General features: G+C 73.3%; 14 protein-coding genes and 2 tRNA genes. 10 read left to right on the forward strand and 6 right to left on the reverse strand.

The window, feature by feature from the left end; all coding sequences use genetic code 11:
• Nucleotides 1-96: 96 nt before the first annotated feature.
• Nucleotides 97-4,269 carry a hybrid sensor histidine kinase/response regulator gene (locus tag IE140_RS11905; protein WP_150197416.1) on the reverse strand — a complete coding sequence of 1,391 codons (4,173 nt, stop codon included), beginning with the start codon at nucleotides 4,267-4,269 and terminating at the stop codon, nucleotides 97-99.
• A gap of 362 nt (nucleotides 4,270-4,631) precedes the next feature.
• Nucleotides 4,632-5,207: an SSI family serine proteinase inhibitor gene (locus tag IE140_RS11910; protein WP_150197418.1), complete on the reverse strand. Its 576-nt coding sequence runs from the start codon at nucleotides 5,205-5,207 to the stop codon at nucleotides 4,632-4,634.
• A gap of 301 nt (nucleotides 5,208-5,508) precedes the next feature.
• Here IE140_RS11910 and IE140_RS11915 point away from each other — a divergent pair.
• The 3 genes from IE140_RS11915 to IE140_RS11925 all read left to right on the forward strand — a co-directional run bounded on the left by IE140_RS11915 (nucleotide 5,509) and on the right by IE140_RS11925 (nucleotide 7,020).
• Nucleotides 5,509-5,599, forward strand: a tRNA-Ser gene (locus tag IE140_RS11915).
• A 205-nt stretch (nucleotides 5,600-5,804) separates the two neighbouring features.
• A tRNA-Arg gene (locus IE140_RS11920) sits at nucleotides 5,805-5,877 on the forward strand.
• Nucleotides 5,878-6,390: 513 nt separating this feature from the next.
• Complete coding sequence (locus tag IE140_RS11925) at nucleotides 6,391-7,020, forward strand: signal protein (RefSeq protein WP_229826752.1); 630 nt, start codon at nucleotides 6,391-6,393, stop codon at nucleotides 7,018-7,020.
• A gap of 68 nt (nucleotides 7,021-7,088) precedes the next feature.
• Here IE140_RS11925 and IE140_RS11930 read toward each other — a convergent pair whose 3' ends face one another.
• Both IE140_RS11930 and sigJ read right to left on the reverse strand, forming a co-directional pair.
• Entirely contained in the window at nucleotides 7,089-8,300 is a 1,212-nt protein-coding gene (locus tag IE140_RS11930; protein ID WP_150198577.1) for an NAD(P)/FAD-dependent oxidoreductase, read from the reverse strand.
• A gap of 93 nt (nucleotides 8,301-8,393) precedes the next feature.
• Nucleotides 8,394-9,347, reverse strand: a complete 954-nt coding sequence (gene sigJ, locus IE140_RS11935) for an RNA polymerase sigma factor SigJ (protein ID WP_150198572.1) — start codon at nucleotides 9,345-9,347, stop codon at nucleotides 8,394-8,396.
• Between the two features lie 119 nt (nucleotides 9,348-9,466).
• Here sigJ and IE140_RS11940 point away from each other — a divergent pair, with 119 nt between their 5' ends.
• The 7 genes from IE140_RS11940 (at nucleotide 9,467) to IE140_RS11970 (ending at nucleotide 18,095) form a co-directional block, all read left to right on the forward strand.
• Nucleotides 9,467-10,072, forward strand: a complete 606-nt coding sequence (locus tag IE140_RS11940; RefSeq protein WP_150198575.1) for a hypothetical protein — start codon at nucleotides 9,467-9,469, stop codon at nucleotides 10,070-10,072.
• A gap of 9 nt (nucleotides 10,073-10,081) precedes the next feature.
• Complete coding sequence (locus tag IE140_RS11945; protein WP_189460357.1) at nucleotides 10,082-11,011, forward strand: DUF2797 domain-containing protein; 930 nt, start codon at nucleotides 10,082-10,084, stop codon at nucleotides 11,009-11,011.
• Nucleotides 11,012-11,077: 66 nt separating this feature from the next.
• A complete protein-coding gene (locus tag IE140_RS11950; RefSeq protein WP_150196691.1) occupies nucleotides 11,078-11,962 on the forward strand; it encodes an amidohydrolase family protein in 885 nt (294 codons plus the stop codon).
• A 143-nt stretch (nucleotides 11,963-12,105) separates the two neighbouring features.
• Nucleotides 12,106-12,852 (forward strand): response regulator transcription factor, encoded by a 747-nt coding sequence (locus IE140_RS11955; RefSeq protein WP_010071439.1) that lies wholly within the window; start codon nucleotides 12,106-12,108, stop codon nucleotides 12,850-12,852.
• Nucleotides 12,853-12,868: 16 nt separating this feature from the next.
• Nucleotides 12,869-14,488, forward strand: coding sequence for a sensor histidine kinase (locus tag IE140_RS11960; RefSeq protein WP_150196692.1), 1,620 nt, complete (start codon nucleotides 12,869-12,871; stop codon nucleotides 14,486-14,488).
• Between the two features lie 26 nt (nucleotides 14,489-14,514).
• Nucleotides 14,515-15,903, forward strand: coding sequence for a bifunctional glycosyltransferase family 2/GtrA family protein (locus tag IE140_RS11965; protein WP_150196693.1), 1,389 nt, complete (start codon nucleotides 14,515-14,517; stop codon nucleotides 15,901-15,903).
• A complete protein-coding gene (locus tag IE140_RS11970) occupies nucleotides 15,900-18,095 on the forward strand; it encodes a glycosyltransferase family 39 protein (protein ID WP_150196694.1) in 2,196 nt (731 codons plus the stop codon). The genes IE140_RS11965 and IE140_RS11970 overlap by 4 nt, the downstream gene beginning before the upstream one ends.
• Before the next feature lie 37 nt (nucleotides 18,096-18,132).
• Here the strand turns inward: IE140_RS11970 and IE140_RS11975 are convergent, their stop codons facing one another.
• Together IE140_RS11975 and IE140_RS11980 are read right to left on the reverse strand one after the other, a co-directional pair.
• Nucleotides 18,133-19,323 (reverse strand): serine hydrolase domain-containing protein, encoded by a 1,191-nt coding sequence (locus IE140_RS11975; protein ID WP_189460360.1) that lies wholly within the window; start codon nucleotides 19,321-19,323, stop codon nucleotides 18,133-18,135.
• Between the two features lie 157 nt (nucleotides 19,324-19,480).
• Nucleotides 19,481-20,365 carry an endonuclease/exonuclease/phosphatase family protein gene (locus tag IE140_RS11980; protein ID WP_093440912.1) on the reverse strand — a complete coding sequence of 295 codons (885 nt, stop codon included), beginning with the start codon at nucleotides 20,363-20,365 and terminating at the stop codon, nucleotides 19,481-19,483.
• Nucleotides 20,366-20,377: the final 12 nt, after the last annotated feature.

The raw sequence follows: 20,377 nt of genomic DNA on the forward strand, positions 1-20,377 counted from the left end.
GGCTTCGCCTCTGGTGTCACGGTTTCACGTGAAACAGGGCGGGGGCGGTACGGGATTCCCGTACCGCCCCCGCCCTGTTCTGCTGTACGCCGGTGCTCAGTTGGTGCCGATCTTCGCCAGCAGGTCGACGATCCGCGACTGCACCTCGTCGCTGGTCGACCGTTCCGCCAGGAAGAGGACGGTCTCGCCCGATCCGAGCCGAGGCAGCTCCGCGGGGTCCATGCCGGCCGAGGTGTAGACGACCAGCGGGGTGCGGTTGAGCTGCCCGTTGGCCCGCAGCCAGTCGACGATCCCGGCGCGCCGGCGGCGTACCTGCATCAGGTCCATCACCACGAGGTTCGGCCGCATCCGGCCCGCCAGGTCGACGGCCTCGCTGTCCGTCGCGGCGCGCGCCACCTGCATGCCGCGCCGCTCCAGGGTCTGCGTCAGCGCCACCGCGATCTCCTCGTGCTCCTCGATCAGGAGCACCCGCGAGGGATGCTGCTCGCTGTCGCGCGGGGCCAGCGCCTTGAGGAGGACAGCCGGGTCCGCGCCGTACGCCGCTTCCCGGGTGGCCTGCCCGAGACCGGCGGTGACCAGCACCGGGACCTCGGCCGCGACGGCCGCCTGGCGCAGCGACTGCAACGCGGTACGGGTGATGGGACCGGTCAGCGGGTCGACGAAGAGCGCGGCGGGGAACGCGGCGATCTGGGCGTCGACCTCCTCGCGGGAGTTGACGATCACGGGTCGGTAGCCCCGGTCGCTGAGCGCCTGCTGGGTCGGTACGTCGGGGGCGGGCCAGACCAGCAGCCGACGCGGGTTGTCCAGCGGCTCGGGCGGCATCTCGTCGTCGACCGGGTGCGGGTGCGGCCGGTTGGCGACCTCGACCGCGCCCCCGGGCCCGTCCAGCGGCTCGGGACCCTCGGCGCCCTCGTCGGGCGCCCCTATGGCGTACGCACGCCCCTCCGCGACCGGCGGCGCGAGCAACTGCCCCTCGCCGTAGGCGGCGCCGGGCCCGCCGACCGTGTGACCCGGCTGGCCCGGCTGGGCGAGCTGGCCCGGCTGGGCGTGCTCGTGTGCCGGGCCGTGGGACGCGGGCGGGGCCGAGGACTGGTTCTGCTGGGCCCCGGGCGGCGGTGTGGGCGCGTTCGTCGTCCCGGCAGCGGGCGTCGGAGTCGGGCCCGTCGGCTGCGCGGCTGCCCGGCGGTCCTGCTGGGGCGCTGCCTGCTGGCTGTCGGGGGTCCGGGCCGGGGTGCGGTCGCCCTCCGGCGGAGCGGCGAGCTTCCGACGCCGGCCGGCCCCGCCGAGACTCTGGTGCGGCTGGTTCTGCTGATGCGCGAGGTGCTGGGCGAACGGCACGCCCTGGCCCAGCGTGCGCACGCTGAAGGCCCTCCCCTGCGTCGAGTCGGGGTTGGTGCCCTCCGGCATCGGCTCCTCGGCGGGCAACGGCTGCCGCCGCGAGTCCGGGGCGGGAACGCCGGGGTCCCCGTCGGCCGGGTGCGCCCCGGGAGCGGTGACGGCGGCGACGCCGGTGGTGTGCCCGGTCTGCCCGGTGTCGCCCCAGGAGCCGGGAGTCTCCGGGCCCTGACCCGCTGCCGGCCCGAGGCCGTTCCCGGAGGTATCCGTCCCGGGAATGCCCTGCCCGGGGATGTCCTGCCCGGTGGCCGCGTCCGTCTGCTGGAGGTTGTGCGGCGGGGCGACGGGGTGCGCCTGCGGAGGGGTGTGGCCGGCCTCCGGTGCGGTACGCGCGTGATGGGCGCTCGCGTCGTCGCCGGGGCCCACCGGGGCGTCGGGGACCGCGGGCGCCCGGTCCGCGTCGGCGGGCGGCAGGGCGAAGGCGGTCCGCGGACCGGCGTCCGCCGCCATGCGCTCCTGGGCGGCGGCCAGCGCGCGCCGGGCCCGCCGGCCACCCGGCCGCTGGGCCGGGTCGGGGTGTCCGTCGGCGCCGCCGCTGCCGCCGGTGCCGGACGCCAGGGCGGGGAGGGCGGCGGGCTCGTCCTCGCGCCGGGCTCGCCGCCCGGTGGGCGGCACGGGCTGCTGCGGGTCCACCGGGACGCCCTGGGGCGGCACGGTCGGCCCGAGCTGCGGACGACCGCCGCCCTGGGCGTTCTCGGCCGCGGTGACGACCGATCCCTCAGAGGGGGCGGCGGAGGCCCCGGACGGGGCGGAGGTCAGGGCCAGGGCCTGGCGCTGCGGTTGCGGCGGCTGCTGCTCCCGCACGACGGCGTTCCCGGTGTCCCCCGCGCCCCCGGGAACGGTGTCCAGGGCCGCCTCGGCGGGGCTGGGACGGCCGCGCCGCCGCCCGGAACCCTCGCCCTGCTGGGCCGGGATGAGCTCGGGGGCCTGCTGCTCCTCGGACGCGGCCGGTCCACGGCGAGCACGGCGCCGCCCGGTCGGCTCGGCGACGGGCCTCTCGTCGGCGGCGGGCGGAGTGGCTTCGGCCGCTGTGCCGTCACCCGCGCTCTCCGGCGTACCGACCGGGCTGTCCAGGAACGCGTCGGTGGAGGACCTGCGCGCCCGGCGCCGACCGCCGCTGGTGACGCCCGGCGCTCCGACGCCTTCCGGCGACGACGAGGACATCGGGGCGGCGGGCTCCGGCGCCAGGCCGTTCGTGTCCGGCTCCGGGGGCACGATCGTGCCTGCCGCCGCGCCGATGGGCACGTCGAGGACGTACGCGCTGCCGCTCATGCCCGGCATCTCGTGCGTCTGGAGGACCCCGCCGTGGGCCTGGACGATGCCCCGGACGATCGGCTCGTGCACCGGGTCGCCCCCGGCGAACGGTCCGCGCACCTCGATGCGTACGACGTCACCGCGCTGGGCGGCGGCCACGACCACGGTGGAGTCGACGTAGCCGCCCCCGGGGACGGCCCGGGTCTTGCCGGTCGAGTCGACACCGCAGACGTCCGCGACGAGATGGGCGATGGCGGTCGCGAGCCGGGGCGCGTCGACCTCGGCCTCGATCGGCGGGGCGTGCACGGCGAACTGGGCGCGCCCGGGGCCGATCAGCTCGACCGCCCCGTCGATGCCGCCCTTCACGATCCCCTCGATCAGGGCGGGGGCCTTGTGCAGCCCCTCCACCCCCGCGTCGAGGCGCTGGTAGCCCAGGACGTTGTCGACGAGCGTGGTCATCCGGGCGTACCCGGCGGCGAGGTGGTGCAGGATCTGGTTGGCCTCGGGCCACAGCTGACCGGCCGGGTCGGAGGCGAGCGCGGACAGCTCGCCGCGCAGCTCCTCCAGGGGCCCGCGCAGCGAACCGCCGAGGACGGCGGTGAGCTGGGCGTGCTGGGCGCCCAGGGAGGCGAGCAGCTCGGCCTGTCCCTCGATCTCGGCGGCGTACCGCTCGCTGCGGTCGGCGAGCTCGGCGGCGTGCGCCTCCTTCAGCGCCTCCAGTTCCTTGGCGTGCGCTTCCCTGAGCGCGGTGACCTCGGCGGAGTGGCTCGTCGTCAGCTCGGCGACGACGTTCTTGTGCTGGGCGGACAGCTCCTCGTACGGCCGTCGGTCGGTGAACGTCATCACCGCGCCGACGAGCTGGTCCCCGTCGCGTACCGGCGCGGTCGTCAGGTCCACCGGCACCCGGTCGCCGCTCTTGGACCAGAGCACCTGCCCGCGCACCCGGTGCTTGCGCCCGGACTTGAGGGTGTCGGCGAGCGGGGAGTCCTCGTACGGGAACGGCTCGCCCTCCGCCCGCGAGTGCAGGATCAGCGGGTGCAGCTCCTGGCCGCCGAGGTCGCTGGCGCGGAAGCCGAGGATCTGTGCGGCGGCGGGGTTGACGAGGACGACGCGCCCGTCGGTGTCCGTACCGACGACGCCTTCGGACGCGGCCCGCAGGATCATCTCGGTCTGCCGCTGCGAACGGGCCAGCTCGGCCTCGGTGTCGACGGTGCCGGAGAGATCCCGTACGACGATCATGAGGAGCTCGTCGCCGGTGTAGCTGGAGTGGATGTCGTTGTACGCGGCCTGTCCGCTGTCCAGGCTCGCGCTGGTGACCTCGACCGGATACTCGTGGCCGTCGGTGCGCCGCGCGGTCATCCGCGTGGGCTTGGTCCTGCCCTGCTCGTCCGCAGCCTCGGGCCGTCGCATCGACCCCGGGATCAGCTTGGAGTCGAACTCCGGCAGCAGATCGAGCAGTCCGCGACCGACGAGCGCGGTGCCCGGGGTCTCGAACATCTCGAGGGCGATGGCGTTGGCGTTGACGACCGTGCCATTGCAATTGACGAGCAGAAGCCCGTCAGGAAGGGCATCGAGTATGGCTGCGAGGCGAGCAGTGCCTCGGGATGGCCTGCTGCTCACGACGACGCTTCCTCCCTGATTACCGCACCTTGCCGACAGCGGGCCCCATCTTGCCCCTCGGGCCGCAGACTGTCACTGGAGGAGTCTAAGGCCAGGGGAGGCCCCTGGGGCGGCGGATGAGGGGGAGCTCTCACCAAGGTTCTGTGCGCGCGGTGTACGCCAGGGGCCCATGCCGTGAGCGTCCGCACACCCTGTGACGTGCGCGGACGCGGGCGCGACGGTGCTTCCCGGGCCCCGGGAAGGCCCCCGCTCCTCTTCGCCGTTGCGAACGTCTTTACGCCGACGCCGAGGGGCCGGCCGGCGAGGGGCCGCCCGAGGAGGGGGCGGCCGGCGAGGCGCTGACCGGGTATCGGGCCAACGGGCTACCGGACGTCCGGAAGCACCGGCACGAGGCTGTTCCAGCGCGCGATCTCGCAGCCGTCGCGGCGGCTGGCGGTGGTGTCCACGGCCCTGCCCTCCCAGGCGCCGACGATGCGCGCGGTGGCGTCGCCGCCGTGGATCATCGTGCACATCGTGCCCTCGGGGGTCTCCCGGAACAGCTCCTGCCGCCCGGCCCGGGTGGCCCCGGCCTCCGCCAGCCGGTCACAGGCGGCCTGCCCCTCCGGGTGGGTGCCCCCGGTGGGCCCGCACTCCAGCTCGAACGTGCCGTCGGCCCCGGGCACCCCGGTGTTCTCCACGCTCACGGTGAGCCGCGTCCGCGCCTCGTCGGCCTCACCGGCCCCCGTCCCCTCTCCGCCGTCCAGGAACCCGGGCAGCGGAAGCGGCATGGGCAGCGGGCCGAGGGCGGGCCGGGCGGCGGCGAACGGTCCGGAGGTGGGCACGGCGGCGGGCACCGGTCCGGTCGACGCGGGCCCGGAGGCGGTGGCGGTGGCGGCCGGCACGGCGGTGGCGAGGACGGCGAGCGGGACGACGGCGGTGAGGGCGAGACGGCGCAGCATGCGAAAGCTCCAGGATCTCTGCGGCGGGGCCGGCCACGGGCGACGGTCACGGACGGAACGCGGACCCGCCCCGGTGCCCCGCCGGCGGACGACGAACGGGCGACGACGACTGGACGACGGACGGAGACCTTCGGGCCCCCACCCCTCTCTAACGCGCACCGCGCCCGGACGTTGCGCCACCACGCCGAACTGCTTTGCCCTGGCCCCCGGAGGCCTAGTAACGTGGTCGGCGATTGGTGGCACGACGCTCGGCTGTGTCATCATCTGCACGCACCACTCGCGTCCGCGCGAGGAGTGTGGAGGAGGCGTCGCCTAGTCCGGTCTATGGCGCCGCACTGCTAATGCGGTTTGGGGTTTACCCCCCATCGAGGGTTCAAATCCCTCCGCCTCCGCTCCATCCCGAAGCCCCGTGCCCTTGGCGCGGGGCTTCGGTCGTTCTCGGGGCGCGGGGGTCCGCGGAGGGGGTGCCGGGGCGGGGTGCCGGAGGTCGTTTCCCCAGCTCAGCGATGGTGCGGCTAATGGATTTCGCGTCACGGCGCAGGTCATGTAATGTTGTTCTCGCAACGCCGACCGGGAAGAAAAAGCCCGGAACGCCAAGCACTCGTAGCTTAACGGATAGAGCATCTGACTACGGATCAGAAGGTTGCAGGTTCGAATCCTGCCGAGTGCACAGCAGGCCAGAGGCCCCGGAGAAATCCGGGGCCTCTGGCGTTTCAGGGGTGGGCGGCAGCGAAGGACGGGTACCCCGTCAGCCCTGGCCCGCGCCGGAGGCGCGTCGGGGCGACGCTTGCCGCTCTCGACGGCTCGTCGGCCCGTGGCAGAAATCGGTAGAGGTACGCCGAGGGCGACATCGCTGCCGCGACGGTTCTCAAGATTGTTCGTGGGTGTGCGCGGCCGGTGCAGACAGGTCTCCTCTTGGCCATCAACAAGGCCTGATCGTCGGTTGGGCAACGGATTGGCTACCGGGCCACCCCCGGACAGAGTCAGGGATGCAGCTGCACTTCAGAGCTGGACACCTCGCCGCCGGCCACGCGGCACCGACCCTAACTGTCCCCACTGACACTGACACGCGAGCCGATGCCTCGGCTTTCGGCGCACGTTCGGTTCCGAGCTCGTGGATAGGGTGACCGCTCATATCGCGCCGCCGGTTGCCCGGGAGGCGCGAGCGGACGGGAGGGGACGGATGAGGTTCAGGGGTGGGGCGGCGGCGGGGCTTACCGCCGTGGTGCTGGTGGCTCTGGTGGGGTGTGGGGCGCGGGCGGGCGGCAAGGCTGAGGATGCGGCGGATGCCGGGTCCGTGGTGGCTGACGTGCGGGACTCGTCAGCCGCGTTGCAGGGACGGTGGTGGAGCTGGGCCGCTTCGGAGCCCGATGGGACCAACCCTGTCGTTGACAGGGACGGGAGCCAGTGTGGACGTAATCAGCCGGGCGACGTCTGGTTTCTGGCCGGTACCTTCGGCGGTCAGGTCAAGCGCGACTGCCGCATTCCCCACGGGTGGCCGATCGCCCTGCCCGTGATCAACTCCTTCGGGGACCGCGAGCGTTGCGCGGACTTCATGGGTGATGCCCGCGGGACCGTCGTGCTCGACGGCGAGCCGGTGGAACCGGAAGTCCACGAAGGCGACACCATTGTGGTCGAGGGTGCTCCGGGCAATCCGGTCACCGGGGAGGAAGGGACCTTCACCGCTACCGGGTGTGGCCTCTGGGTGGAGATACCGCCCCTGGCTCCCGGAAGGCATTCGCTGGCGATTCGTGGACAGTCGGGTGACTTCTCCGTGGGCGTGGACTACGCGTTGACGGTCGCCGCCCCGTAGAACGTCCGGGCCGGGCAGGGCGGGATCCTCGGGGGGGAGTCCGAGGGGCCCGCCCGGGCCGGCGGGTCTCAAGCCGCTTCGGTGGCGGGCGTCGCGGTGGCCCGGGCCCGGTCCGCCGTCACCCTGCGGCGGCGGACCGGCAGGCCCATCGTGGGGTTGGCCACGCCCCAGGCCGCGCCCTTGCAGACCAACTCCTTGTAGAGCGCGGCCAGGCGGCCGGTCAGGGCGGCGTTGACGGCTCGGTCGTCGGCGGTGACGTACTGGATCAGGCCCTCCTTGCGGCCCAGTGAGATGCACTGGTTGAAGTAGCGGGCCGAGATGGTCGGGAGCTTGCTGTCGGTCAGGCGGGCCGCGATGGCGTCGGCGGCCTGCCAGGCGGTGGGGACGCCCGAGGCGCACGACATGCGCAGCGGCTTGTCGCCGGGGCCGGTCACCAGGGCCGCGTCGCCGATGGCGTACACGTCCGGGTGGGAGAGTGAACGCATCGTGGCGTCGACCGTGATCTGGCCCGTCTCGCCGGTCTCCAGGGTCGTGGCCCGGGCGATCGGGTGGACCGCGAAGCCCGTCGTCCAGATGGTGACCGCGGCCGGGATGTCGCCCTCGGTGGTCGTGACGCGGTCGGCCTGTACGGCGGTGACGGTGGTGTGTTCGTGGGTGGTGATCCGCAGGTTGCTGAACACCTTTTGCAGGTGGCGCGCGCCCTTGGGGGAGAGCCAGTCGCCCAGTCCGGCCCGGGCGATCAGGGAGACGTCGAGGTCCGGGCGGGTCTCGGCCAGCTCCGTCGCGGCCTCCACGCCGGTGAGCCCCCCGCCGACGACGGTCACGGGGCTGCCGGGGGCGAGCGCGGCCAGCCGGTCGCGCAGGCGCAGCGCCCCGTCGCGGCCGGCGATCTCGTGGGCGTGCTCCGTGGTGCCGGGGACGCCCTGGGTGTTCCAGGCGCTGCCGAGGGCGTAGACGAGGGTGTCGTACTCCAGGTCCGAAGGCCCGTCCGCGCCGGTGACGGTCACCGTCTTGCGGTCGACATCGATACCCGTCACCCGTCCGAGGCGCAGCTCGACGCCCGTACCGGCGAACATCTCGTCGAAGGGGCGGGGGCGGAGGGTCTGGCCCACCGCCAGCTGGTGCATCCGGACGCGCTCGACGAAGTCCGGTTCGGCGTTGACGAGGGTGATCGAGACGTCCTCGCCGCGCAGCCGCCTCGCGAGGCGTCCGGCGGCGGTCGCTCCGGTGTATCCGGCTCCGATGACGACGACGCGGTGCTGCTGGATGTTCTGCCGCATGTTCTGCATGTCCCTGCACTCCTGTCTCGCGCGGTTTCGCCCCTTGAACCGGGCAGGCCGTCGATTTCTGACAGGTGGGGTGTGTGATGTGGATCACATGTTTTCGTGGATGCGGAAGAGGGGGGCTCCGTGGTCCGACGCCGCCCACTGGCGCGTCGCGCGTTCGAGCTTGTCGGGGTTCACCTGGCTGCGGAACGCGGCGATGCCCTCCGGTGTGAACTCCAGGCAGACCACGCCGATGACCCGGCCGTCGACGAGGACCACCAGGGCGGGCAGCCCGTTGGCGGACGAGATGTGGATCTCCGCCGTACCGCCGATGAGACGGCGCGCGGCCTGGTTGGGGGTGAACAGGCTCCGCATGAACTTCGCGACGGCCACGGCCCCCTCGAACGCCTTCGCGCGGGCCGGCACCTTCCCGCCGCCGTCGCCGATCGCGATGGCGTCCGCGGTGAGCAGTTCGACCAGCGGTTCGGTCCGGCCGCTGGTGGCCGCGGTGAGGAACTCCTCGACGATCCGCCGGGCCGCCGCCTCGTCGATCTCGGTACGGGTCCGGCCCGCCGCGATGTGCTTCTTGGCGCGGTGGAACAGCTGCTGGCTCGCGGACTCCGTGGTGTCGAGGATCTCGGCGATCTTCCCGTGCGGGTACGCGAACGCCTCCCGCAGGACGTACACCACCCGCTCGTTCGGGGAGAGCCGCTCCATCAGGGCCAGGACCGCGAACGACACCGACTCGCGCTGCTCGGCGGTGTCGGCCGGGCCGAGCATCGGGTCACCGGCGAGCAGCGGCTCGGGCAGCCACTGGCCCACGTACGTCTCGCGGCGGGCGCGCGCCGAGGTGAGCTCGTTGAGGCAGAGGTTGGTGAGGACCTTCGTCAGCCAGGCCTCGGGGACCTCGATGCGGTCGATGTCGGCGGCCTGCCAGCGCAGGAACGTGTCCTGTACGGCGTCCTCGGCATCGCTCGCCGAGCCGAGGAGGCGGTAGGCGATGGCCTTGAGGCGGGGCATGGCAGCCTCGAACTGGTCCATCTGGTTCCGGGTCAGCGCCATGGTCCGGATCCTAACGGGGAGGGGAACGGAGGTGGGAGCGGCCGTTCGCCGTGGCGGGGGCGGGGTAGCCGACGCATTACGGGGCGTGCTGGGCGCCCCTCCGTTCGGAGGTGGACACGATGGGCGCGAAGGGGCAGGCGGAGCAAGGGCGTTGGCGTGATCAGTGGTGGGCCGTCGGGCTGCTGGTGCTGGTGATCGGGGTCGCCGTCCGGCTGGGGTTCCGCGGCTGGTCCGCGTGGCCGGAGGCGCTGGTCGGCGGTGTCTTCTACGCCGGATTCCTGACGTGGTTCCTGATGCGGCGCAGGCGGCGGGACGCGAAGGCCGTGGGCACCGAGCCGGCAAGGGTGCCTGAGCTGGAGCGCCGCATCGCGAAGAACGGCGAGCTGCCCGACGACCCGGCCGAGCAGGAGGCCATGGTCCGGCTGATCCGGCGGCGGGAGGAGAAGCTGCGGCGCAGTCGCCGGTGGGCCTTTCCCATGCTCGGGGTGATCTTCCTGGGGACGCCGTTGCTCTGGTTCATCTCCGGCGATGTGCCGGCGGGGCTGTGGACGCTCGGCTTCGGCGTGGCGTTCATGAGCTGGATGATCTGGTTCAACCGGCGCTTCGTACGGCGCATGGTCGCGATGCGGCGGCGGATCGAAGGCGTCGGTGGCGTCGGCAGCGCCGGGAGTGTCGGTGGCGTCGGCGGTGTCGGTGGGATCGAGGGTGTCGGAGGGCGCGCTTAGCATCTCCGGATGACGTGTGCGGTCCGGGGATCCGGTGGCGGGTGGTGGTGTGCCGGGGTGCGGTGGCCCGGGGAGGTGCCCGAGCTGGGGTGGAGCAGGGGCGGGCGGCGGCGGGTGAGTGTGCTCGCGTACGGGGCCGGCCTCGGGTTCCGGGCCGCCGGGGAGCGGCACTGTGTGGGCGCCCGGGGGAACGTCTGCCCGCTGGGGGCCGTGGTGCCGGGGCGGTCCACCGGAGGGCGGTGCGCGGAGTGCGCGCGGCTGGACCGGGCGCATTCGGTGGCCGCCGACACGATGGCGGACGACCCCCGGACGTACCGCGTGTATCTCGCCTGGTTCGGGCCCGGCCTGGTCAAGGTCGGGATCACCGGGGAGGAGCGCGGGGCCGCCCGGCTGCGGGAGCAGGGGGCCGTGGCCTTCAGCTGGCTGGGGCGCGGGCCCCTCATGGCGGCCCGGCGGACCGAGGAGGTGCTGCGGGCGGCCCTCGGGGTGCCCGACCGGATCCCGTACGCCAGGAAGCGTGTCGAGCGCGGGCACCTCGCCGACACGGACGAGCGGGCCGCCGAGGTGGCCGAGCTGTACGCGCGGGCGGCGGCGCTCGAAGGGCGGGGCTGGCCCGAGTCGTTGGAGCGGCTGCCCCTCGAAGTCGTCGATCAGGTGGGGATTTTCGGGCTTGGCCGGGCGACCGAGTCCGGGCCCGTGCCCCTGCCCGTATCTGCGCCCGTTCGAGCGGTGCGGGAGCTCGTCGACGGGGGTGTCGTCGCGGGGCGGCTCGTCGCGGCGGCCGGGCCCGATCTGCACCTCGCCGTGACGGGCGGGGGCGTGGTCGTGCTGGATACGCGGCTGATCACCGGGTGGGACCTGGCCGCGGAGTCCGGGAGTGATGTACGTGTCCCCCTCATCGACATCGGCGGCGGTGGTGTGCAGGGTGGGTTGTTCTGAACGATCGGGTGGGTCGATGCGGACGACCGGGTGGGTTGTCCGGAACGACCGGTGAAAGGGCTGCGCATGGAGACGGAAAGCGACGACGTGGTGCGGTTCCGGGAGCGGCTCGGACTGCCCGGGATCATCGACGTGCACACCCACTTCATGCCCGAGCAGGTCCTGCGCAAGGTGTGGGCCTACTTCGACGCGGCCGGGCCGCTCACCGGGCTGGAGTGGCCGATCACCTACCGGTACGAGGAGGAGCGGCGGCTCGGCCTGCTGCGGGCGTTCGGGGTGGTCCGGTTCACCGCCATGCTCTACCCGCACAAGCCCGGTATGGCCCGCTGGCTGAACGGCTGGGCCGCCGGCTTCGCCGCCCGGACCCCGGACTGCCTGCACACCGCGACCCTCTTCCCGGAGGAGGGCGTCGAGGTGTACGTGAAGGAGGCCGTCGAGGCGGGGGCGCGGGTGTTCAAGTCGCACCTTCAGGTGGGTGCCTACGACGCCAATGATCCGTTGCTGGACCCCGTGTGGGGGCTGCTTGCGGAGGCCGGGATTCCGGTGGTCATGCACTGCGGTTCCGGGCCCGCGCCCGGGAAGTTCACCGGGCCCGAGCCGATCGGGCGGCTGCTCGCCCGCCACCCGCGGCTGCGGCTGATCGTCGCGCACATGGGGATGCCGGAGTACGCGGAGTTCCTGGCGCTGGCGGAGGCTTATCCGGAGGTCCGGCTCGACACGACCATGGCGTTCACCGACTTCAGCGAGCGGCTCAGCCCCTTCCCGGCGGCCGAGCGTGGGCGGCTCGCCGGCCTCGGGGACCGCATCCTGCTGGGGACCGACTTCCCGAACATCCCCTACCCGTACGTCCATCAGCTGGAGGCGTTGGAGCGGCTCGGGCTGGGTGACGGGTGGTTGCGGGCGGTCTGTCACGGGAACGCCGCCGCGCTGTTCGACATTCCGGACGCCTAGAACCGGACGCCTGGAACCGGACGCCTGGAACCGGGCGCCTGGAACCGGACGCCTGGAAACCGACGGGCCCTCCCGCCGCTTTCTCAGGGAATTCACAGAATCGGGTCAGGCTTCTCTCACGGGCGCCTCACAGAGTGGGCCCCATGACGACGACGACCTCGCCCCAGGGGCGTACCGAACTGCTCAGGCCGGACCGTACCCCCGTGCGGGTCCTGGTCGTGGACGACGAGGCTCCGCTCACCGAGCTGCTCTCGATGGCCCTGCGTTACGAGGGGTGGGAGGTGCGCAGTGCCGGGGACGGGGCGGCGGCGGTCCGGGCGGCGCGTGACTTCCGGCCGGACGCGGTGGTCCTGGACGTGATGCTCCCGGACATGGACGGGCTGGCCGTGCTGGGCCGGCTGCGCCGCGAGTACGCCGACGTGCCCGTGCTCTTCCTGACCGCCCGGGACGCCGTCGAGGACCGGATCGCCGGGCTCACCGCGGGCGGCGACGACTACGTCACCAAGCCGTTCAGCCTGGAGGAGGTCGTGGCCCGGCTGCGCGGGCTCATCCGCCGCTCGGGCTCGGCCGTCGCCGCCGGGCGCGGCGAGTCCACGCTCACCGTCGGGGACCTGGTGCTCGACGAGGACAGCCACGAGGTGTGGCGGGGCGGGGAGGCCATCCACGTCACCGCCACCGAGTTCGAGCTGCTGCGCTTCCTGATGCGCAACCCGCGCCGCGTGCTCAGCAAGGCGCAGATCCTCGACCGGGTCTGGAACTACGACTTCGGCGGCCAGGCCAACGTCGTCGAGCTCTACATCTCCTACCTCCGCAAGAAGATCGACGCCGGGCGTACGCCGATGATCCACACCCGGCGCGGCGCGGGGTACCTGATCAAGCCCGGTGAGTAGGGGCCGGGCGGGGGGAGTGCTGAGGCGGCCCTGGACGCTGCGGACCCGGCTCGTCGTCTCCGCCGTGTCCCTGATCGCCGTCGTCGCGGCTGTCATCGGGTCCGTCACCGCGATCGCCTTCCACAGCTACATGTACGGCAAACTCGACGACCAGCTGCACTCCGTCGTCGAGCGCGCCGGGCGGCCGCCCGGCCCCCTCCCACTGCCCGAGACGCTGCGCGAGGCGGGCCCGCTCGGCTTCGTCGGCGGGGGCGGGCAGCCGCTCGGTACGTTCGGGGCGCTCGTCGACGGCGACGGGGACATCACCGCGTCGAAGGTCGTCGAGGACAGCGGCCTCCGCGCCCAGGAGAGCGCGAAGCCGCTGACCGCGGAGCAGCGGAGCGCGCTGGAGGCTGCCGTTCCGGAGACCGGCGAAGGGGCCCAGAGCGTCGACCTGCCCGGGCTCGGCGGCTACCGGGTCGAGGCCACGACCACCGCCGAGGGGTACACCGTCCTCGTCGGCATCCCCAGTGCCGAGGTGAGCGGGGCGCTGACCACCCTGATCGTCGTCGAGATCTGCGTCACCGCCGCCGGGCTCATCGCCGCCTCGATCGCGGGCACCGTGCTCGTCGGGGTGGCCCTGCGACCGTTGCGCCGGGTCGCCGCCACGGCCACCCGGGTCTCCGAACTCCCCCTGCACAGCGGGGAGGTGGCGCTCCTCGAACGCGTCCCCGACGCCGAGGCCGATCCCCGTACCGAGGTGGGGCAGGTGGGCGCGGCGCTCAACCGGATGCTGGGGCACGTCGGTTCGGCCCTCGCCGCCCGCCAGGAGAGCGAGACACGGGTCCGGCAGTTCGTCGCCGACGCCAGCCATGAGCTGCGCACGCCGCTCGCCTCGATCCGCGGGTACGCCGAGCTGACCCGCCGCGCGGGCGGGGGAGGGGCGGGCCAGGAGCCCGACCCGGTCACCCGGCACGCGCTGGGGCGGATCGAGTCGGAGGCGGACCGGATGACGGGCCTGGTGGAGGATCTGCTGCTGCTGGCGCGGCTGGACGCCGGACGTCCGCTCTCGTACGGCAGCATCGATCTGCTGCCGCTGGTCGTGGACGCGGTGAGCGACGCCCGGGCGGCGGACCAACGAGGAACGGACGCGGGCGGCCGGCACCACTGGCGGCTCGAACTCCCGGACGCGGCCGAGCCCGTGACCGTACGCGCCGATCCCGAGCGGCTCCAGCAGGTGCTGGTCAACCTGCTCGCCAACGCCCGCACGCACACCCCGTCGGGGACCACCGTCACGGTCTCCGTACAGCCGCCCGTACGCGGTGTCGGGCCGGTGATGTTGCTGGTGCGCGACGACGGGCCCGGGATCCCGGTGGAGCTGCTGCCGCACGTCTTCGAACGGTTCGCGCGCGGGGACGCCTCACGGGCGCGGGGCGCCGACGGTGGCGGAGCGACCGGTTCCACCGGGCTCGGCCTCGCCATCGTGCAGGCCGTCGTCTCCGCGCACGGCGGGCGGGTGGCGGTGGAGTCCGGTCCGGGCCGCACGGTCTTCGCGGTCGAGCTGCCGACGGAGGCCGTATCTGCGGACGGCGTACCTGCGCAGGGTGCACCGGAAGTCGACTCACAGGTCGGGGACAGGCTCACCACACCGGTGTGACAGCGCGGTTGGCGACTGTCGGAGTCATGACCACCGACAGCAGCCTCCGGAGCGGCCCCGGAACGACCGGCCGCCGCAGTAGCAGCAGCAGGGACGCCGGGGATGGCGGGGACGGCAGGGTCCACGGCCAGCTGCCGGGCCGGGAGCATCTGCCGGCCCGGCAGCCGGTCGCCGCGGCCTCCGCCGTCCCCGTGCTCGACGTCGTCGTCCCCGTTTACAACGAGGAGAAGGACCTCCAGCCCTGCGTGGTCCGACTCCACGGCCATCTCGCGCGGACCTTCCCGTACCCCTTCCGCATCACGGTCGCCGACAACGCCAGCACCGACTCCACCCCGGCCGTGGCCGTCGCGCTCGCCGCCGAGCTGCCCGGGGTGCGGTACGTACGGCTGGAGGAGAAGGGGCGCGGGCGGGCCCTGCGGGCGGTGTGGTCGGCCTCCGACGCTCCGGTCCTCGCCTATATGGACGTCGACCTCTCCACCGATCTCAACGCGCTCCTCCCGCTGGTCGCCCCGCTGATCTCCGGCCACTCCGACCTGGCCATCGGCTCCCGGCTGGCCCGGAGTTCGCGGGTGGTGCGGGGAACGAAGAGGGAGTTCATCTCGCGCGCCTACAACCTGATCCTGCGCTCCTCCCTCGCCGCCGGTTTCAGCGACGCCCAGTGCGGGTTCAAGGCGATCCGGCGCGAGGTCGCCGAGCGGCTGCTGCCGATGGTGGAGGACAGCGGCTGGTTCTTCGACACCGAGCTGCTGGTCCTCGCAGAACGGGCCGGGCTCCGGATCCACGAGGTGCCCGTCGACTGGATCGACGACCCCGACTCGACCGTCCACATCGTGCGGACGGCCACCGAGGACCTGAAAGGCGTGTGGCGGGTGGGGCGGGCGCTGGCGGTCGGCGCGCTGCCGCTGGACCGTCTGGCCCGGCCCTTCGGGGACGATCCGCGGGACCGGGCGCTGACCGGCGTGGAGCGCGGACTGGCCCGCCAGCTCATCGGATTCTGTGCCGTGGGCGTCCTGTCCACCCTCTTCTACCTGGCCCTCTACTCCCTCTTCCGGCTCGGCGTCGGCCCGCAGGTCGCCAACGGCGGCGCGCTGCTCGTCTCCGCCGTCGCCAACACCGCCGCCAACCGCCGGCTCACCTTCGGCGTACGCGGCCGGAGCGGAGCCGTCCGCCATCAGGCCCAGGGCCTGGTCGTCTTCGCCATCGGCCTCGCGCTGACCAGCGGCTCCCTCGCGGCGCTCGGCGCGGCCTCCGGATCGCCCTCGCACGGCACGGAGCTGGCCGTGCTGATCACCGCCAACCTCGCCGCCACCGTGCTGCGCTTCCTGCTCCTGCGCGCCTGGGTCTTCCCGGCCCGCGCCTGCTCCGAACCCGACTCCGAACCCGACTCCGATTCCGACTCCGAGGACGTCCGATGACCACGGCCACGATCACCGCCGCCGCCGCACCTCCGGAACCCGATCGCGGTGCCGGTCCCCGCTGGGCGCGCCCCGCGCTGTACGGGCTGCTGCTCGCCGTCGGCCTCGCGTACTTTTACAACCTCAGCGCCTCCGGATACGCCAACTCCTTCTACTCCGCGGCCGTTCAGGCGGGCAGCCAGAGCTGGAAGGCCCTCTTCTTCGGCTCGCTGGACTCCGCGAACGCGATCACCGTCGACAAGCCGCCCGCCGCGCTCTGGCCGATGGCCCTGTCGGTGCGGATGTTCGGGCTCAACTCGTGGGCGATCCTGGCCCCCCAGGTCCTGATGGCGCTCGCCACGGCGGCCGTGCTCAACTCCGCGGTACGCCGTCGCTTCGGGCCGGTCGCCGGGCTGATCGCGGTCGGGGTCTTCGCGCTGACGCCGGTCGCCGCGCTGATGTTCCGCTTCAACAACCCGGACGCGCTGCTGGCGTTGCTGATGACCGTCACCGTGTGGTGCGTGCTGCGGGCGCTGGAGCAGGGGCGGACGAAGTGGCTGCTGTGGGCGGGGGCGGCGGTGGGGCTCGCGTTCCTCACGAAGACCCTCCAGGCGTTCCTGATCCTGCCGCCGCTGGCCGTGCTGTACGCGGTGTGCGCCCCCGTTCCCGTACGGAAGCGGCTCGGCCAACTCGCGCTCTCCGCACTGACGATGGTGGTCACCGGTGGCTGGTGGGTCGCGATCGTCGAGCTGATGCCCGCGTCCTCGCGGCCGTACGTCGGTGGCTCGCAGAAGAACTCCTTCCTGGAGCTGACCTTCGGCTACAACGGGCTCGGCCGCATCAACGGCGAGGAGACCGGAAGCGTCGGCGGAGGCGGCGGCCGTGGTGGTGGCGGTGGCTGGGGCGAGACCGGCATCGGGCGGATGTTCAACTCCGAGGTCGGCGGCCAGATCGCCTGGCTGCTCCCGGCCGCGCTGATCCTGCTGGTGGCCGGTCTGTGGCTGACCCGGAAGGCGGGGCGGACGGACTCCGCCCGGGCGGCGTTCATCGCCTGGGGCGGTGCGCTGGTCATGACCGCCGCGGTGTTCAGCTTCATGGCCGGGATCTTCCACCAGTACTACACGGTGGCTCTGGCCCCGTACGTCGCGGCCCTCGTCGCCATGGGGGTGGTGGTGCTCTGGGAGGAGCGGTCGGCCTGGTGGCCGCGTGCGGTGCTCGCGGGCACGGTCCTCGCGACGGTGCTCTGGGCGTACGTCCTTCTGGGCCGCACCCCGGACTACCTGCCGTGGCTGCGGTGGGCGGTGCTCGCGGGCGGGATCGTCGGAGCGCTCGGGCTGCTGGTCGTGGGGCGGTTCGGCGGGCGGGGCCTGGCCGTCGCCGTGGTGGGGCTGAGCTGCGCGGCGTCGCTGGCGGGGCCGGCGGCGTACACCGTGAACACCCTGAACAGCGGCCACCAGGGCTCGATCGTGACGGCCGGTCCCTCGGCCGGGTTCGGCATGGGCGGACCCGGTGGCGGCCGGGGAGGCCCCGGTGGGCCCGGCGGCGGTGACGGTGACGGCGGGGAGCGCGGCGGCATGCGGCAACAGCCTCCCGGCCAGGGCCAGGGCCAGGGGCAGAGCCAAGGCCAGTTCCCGGGCCAGGGCCAGGGGCAGGGGCAGGGGAACCAGCAGGGGAACGCGCCGGGCGGCATGCCCACTCTGCCGGGCGGCGGCACCCCACCCGGCGGTACCGGCAACATCCCCGGCTTCGGCGAAGGCATGAGGGGTGGCGGCGGAGGCGGCGGCATGGGCGGCCTGCTGAACGGCGCGAACGTCGACGCCGAGGCGAAGGCCCTCCTGACGAAGGGGGCGGACGACTACACCTGGGTCGCCGCAGCCGTCGGCGCGCAGAACGCGGCCAGCTACCAACTCGCCACCGGTGACCCGGTGATGGCGATCGGCGGCTTCAACGGGAGCGATCCGTCGCCGACGCTCGCCCAGTTCAAGAAGTACGTGGCGGAGGGCAAGATCCACTACTTCGTCTCCGGCGGTGGAATGGGCGGCGGCATGGGCGGCGGAACGGGTGGCGAAGGCGGAGGCCGCACGGGCGGCGGCCCCGGTGGCACGGGTGGTTCCGGAACCTCCTCCCGGATCACCTCCTGGGTGACGGAGAACTTCACCGAGGTCACCGTCGGCAGCGCCACGTTCTACGACCTGACGCAGCCCACGAGTTGAGGGATCGAGGCGTACGCGGCCGGGTCGGGAAGCGGGCTCAGAACCCGGCCGCGTACGTCCAGAAGTCCCGCATCACCTCGGGCGCGGCCGGTCCGCCCATCTCCATCTGGGTGAGCAGGACGGCGACCGTGCCCGTGGCCGGGATGACGTGGGCCGTGGTGCCGGTGCCGCCGACCCAGCCGTAGCGGCCGAGCACGTTCCAGGGGGCCGCGATCTCGACGTCCACCGCCCCGCCGAACCCCCAGCCCTGGCCCTCCGTGAACAGCCCGCTCGCGGCGCGCTGCTCCGGGGTCAGGTGGTCGGTGATCATCTGGCGGACGGACTCGCCGGCCAGTACCCGGTCACCGGCGTCGTTCAGACCCTCGGTGAGCAGCATCCGGCCGAAGGCGTACCAGTCGTCGACGGTCGAGACCAGGCCCCCGGCGCCGGACGGGAACGCGGGAGGGCTGCTCCACTGCCCGTCCGGGGCGTCGACGAGCTCGGGCTCGGCCCCGCCACCGCCCTCACCCCCGCCACCCTCCCCGCCCGCCCCGGCCCGGTAGGAGCTGGTGAACCGGTCCAGCGCGGCGGGCTCCACCCAGAACCCGGTGTCCTTCATGCCGAGGGGCTCGAAGATCCGCTCCGCCAGATACGCGGGCAGCGGGCGGTCGGCGACCCGGGCGACGAGGACGCCGAGGATGTCGGAGCACGTGTTGTAGAGCCAGCCGTCGCCCGGCTGGTGGAGCAGCGGGATACGGGAGAGCTCGGCCATCCAGGCGTCCGGTGCGAGACCGGTCTGCGGCTGCGGCGGCCCCTGCTTCAGCTTCTCGAACAGCGGGGCGACGGCCGGGAGCGAGAAGTCGGACGGGAAGCCGTAGCCGGCCCGGAAGGTCAGCAGGTCCAGGAGGGTGATCGGGCGGACGGCCGACACCACGTCGTCGACCGGGCTCTCCGGGGTCCGGACGACCAGGGGCGAGGCCAGCTCGGGCAGCCAGGCCGCGACCGGGTCGGCGGGGGCGATCAGACCGTCGTCGACGAGCGCCATGGCGGCCGCGGCCACGATCGGTTTGGTGATCGAGGCGATGCGGAACAGCGAGTCCCGCCGCATCGGCGCGGACCCGGCGAGGCCGGCCGTACCGGCCGACACGACCTCGACCCGCTCGTCCCGGGCGACCAGCGCCACCGCGCCCGGCATCGACCCCGCGGCGATGTGGGTGTCCAGCAGTTCGTGCAGGGTGGTGGTGGTCATGACCATCCTTCGTTCGTCCGGCACCGCGAGTTCCGCGTGTACCGCGTGGTCTTTCACGGCGGCCCTCGGTGAGGAGGACGCGTCCGAGCCGCAAAAGGAAGCATTCGAACCGAAAAAGGAGACTCCGGGAGCGACCTGAACTCATCGCCCTCCGCGGTCACCGCCTCCGTAACAGCAGGTCCGCCACCACTGCCCGGTGGTCGGATGCGAGGCTCTCCGGCACCCACGCCCTCCGCACACCGGCCCTGTCCTTCGACACCGCCACGAAGTCGATGCGCTTGACCGGGTCCTGGGCCGGGAACGTGGGCGCGTCCGGATCCGCGTCCGTCAGCTCCCGCCAGAGCGGGACGAGTTCGGGGGCGGCGGGCTCGGCGTTGAGGTCGCCGAGCAGGATCTTCGGGCCCCGGTCCTCGGCCATGATCCGGCGGGTGTCGGCGACCTGGGCGACGCGGACGGCGGGGTCCGGGCGGTAGTCGAGGTGGGTCACGTACACGTGCACCGGCAGCCCCCGTACCCGTACGACGACCTCGCCGAACCCCGGGGCGGGCGCGGGCACCGGGTTCGGGTCCTGGGTCGAGAGGCGGGTGATCTCGTGGTTCTCGGCGCTCACGATCCGGTGCCGCGACAGCACGGCCACCCCGTACTCGGCCCGGGGCCCGCCCGGTTCGGCCGGGTCGAGGCTGTAGATCGGCGCGAAGGAGACGTACATCCGCAGCCGCCGGGCCAGTTCACCCGCGAGATCCCGCCACTCGCTGCGGGAACCCCAGTGGCGGTCGACTTCCTGAAGACCGATCACATCGGCGTTCAGTGAACGGAGTTCGGCGGTCTGCCGGTCCAGGTCGAAGACGCCGTCCATGCCCGCACCGGCATGGATGTTGTACGTGGCGACCCGCAGCGGCAGGCCCTCGCCGGCCCCGTCGGTTCCGCCCGGCGCGGAGCGGTGGGCGGAGGTTGCGGCGGCGGGCGGTGCGAGGAGAGCTCCCAGGAGGGACGCGGCGAGCAGGAGTTGAGGGACACGAGACGAGCGGCGACGCAGCGACATGGCTCTCCCAAT

The sequence above is a fragment of the Streptomyces parvus genome, from assembly GCF_014648875.1.
Lineage (GTDB): Bacteria > Actinomycetota > Actinomycetes > Streptomycetales > Streptomycetaceae > Streptomyces > Streptomyces parvus.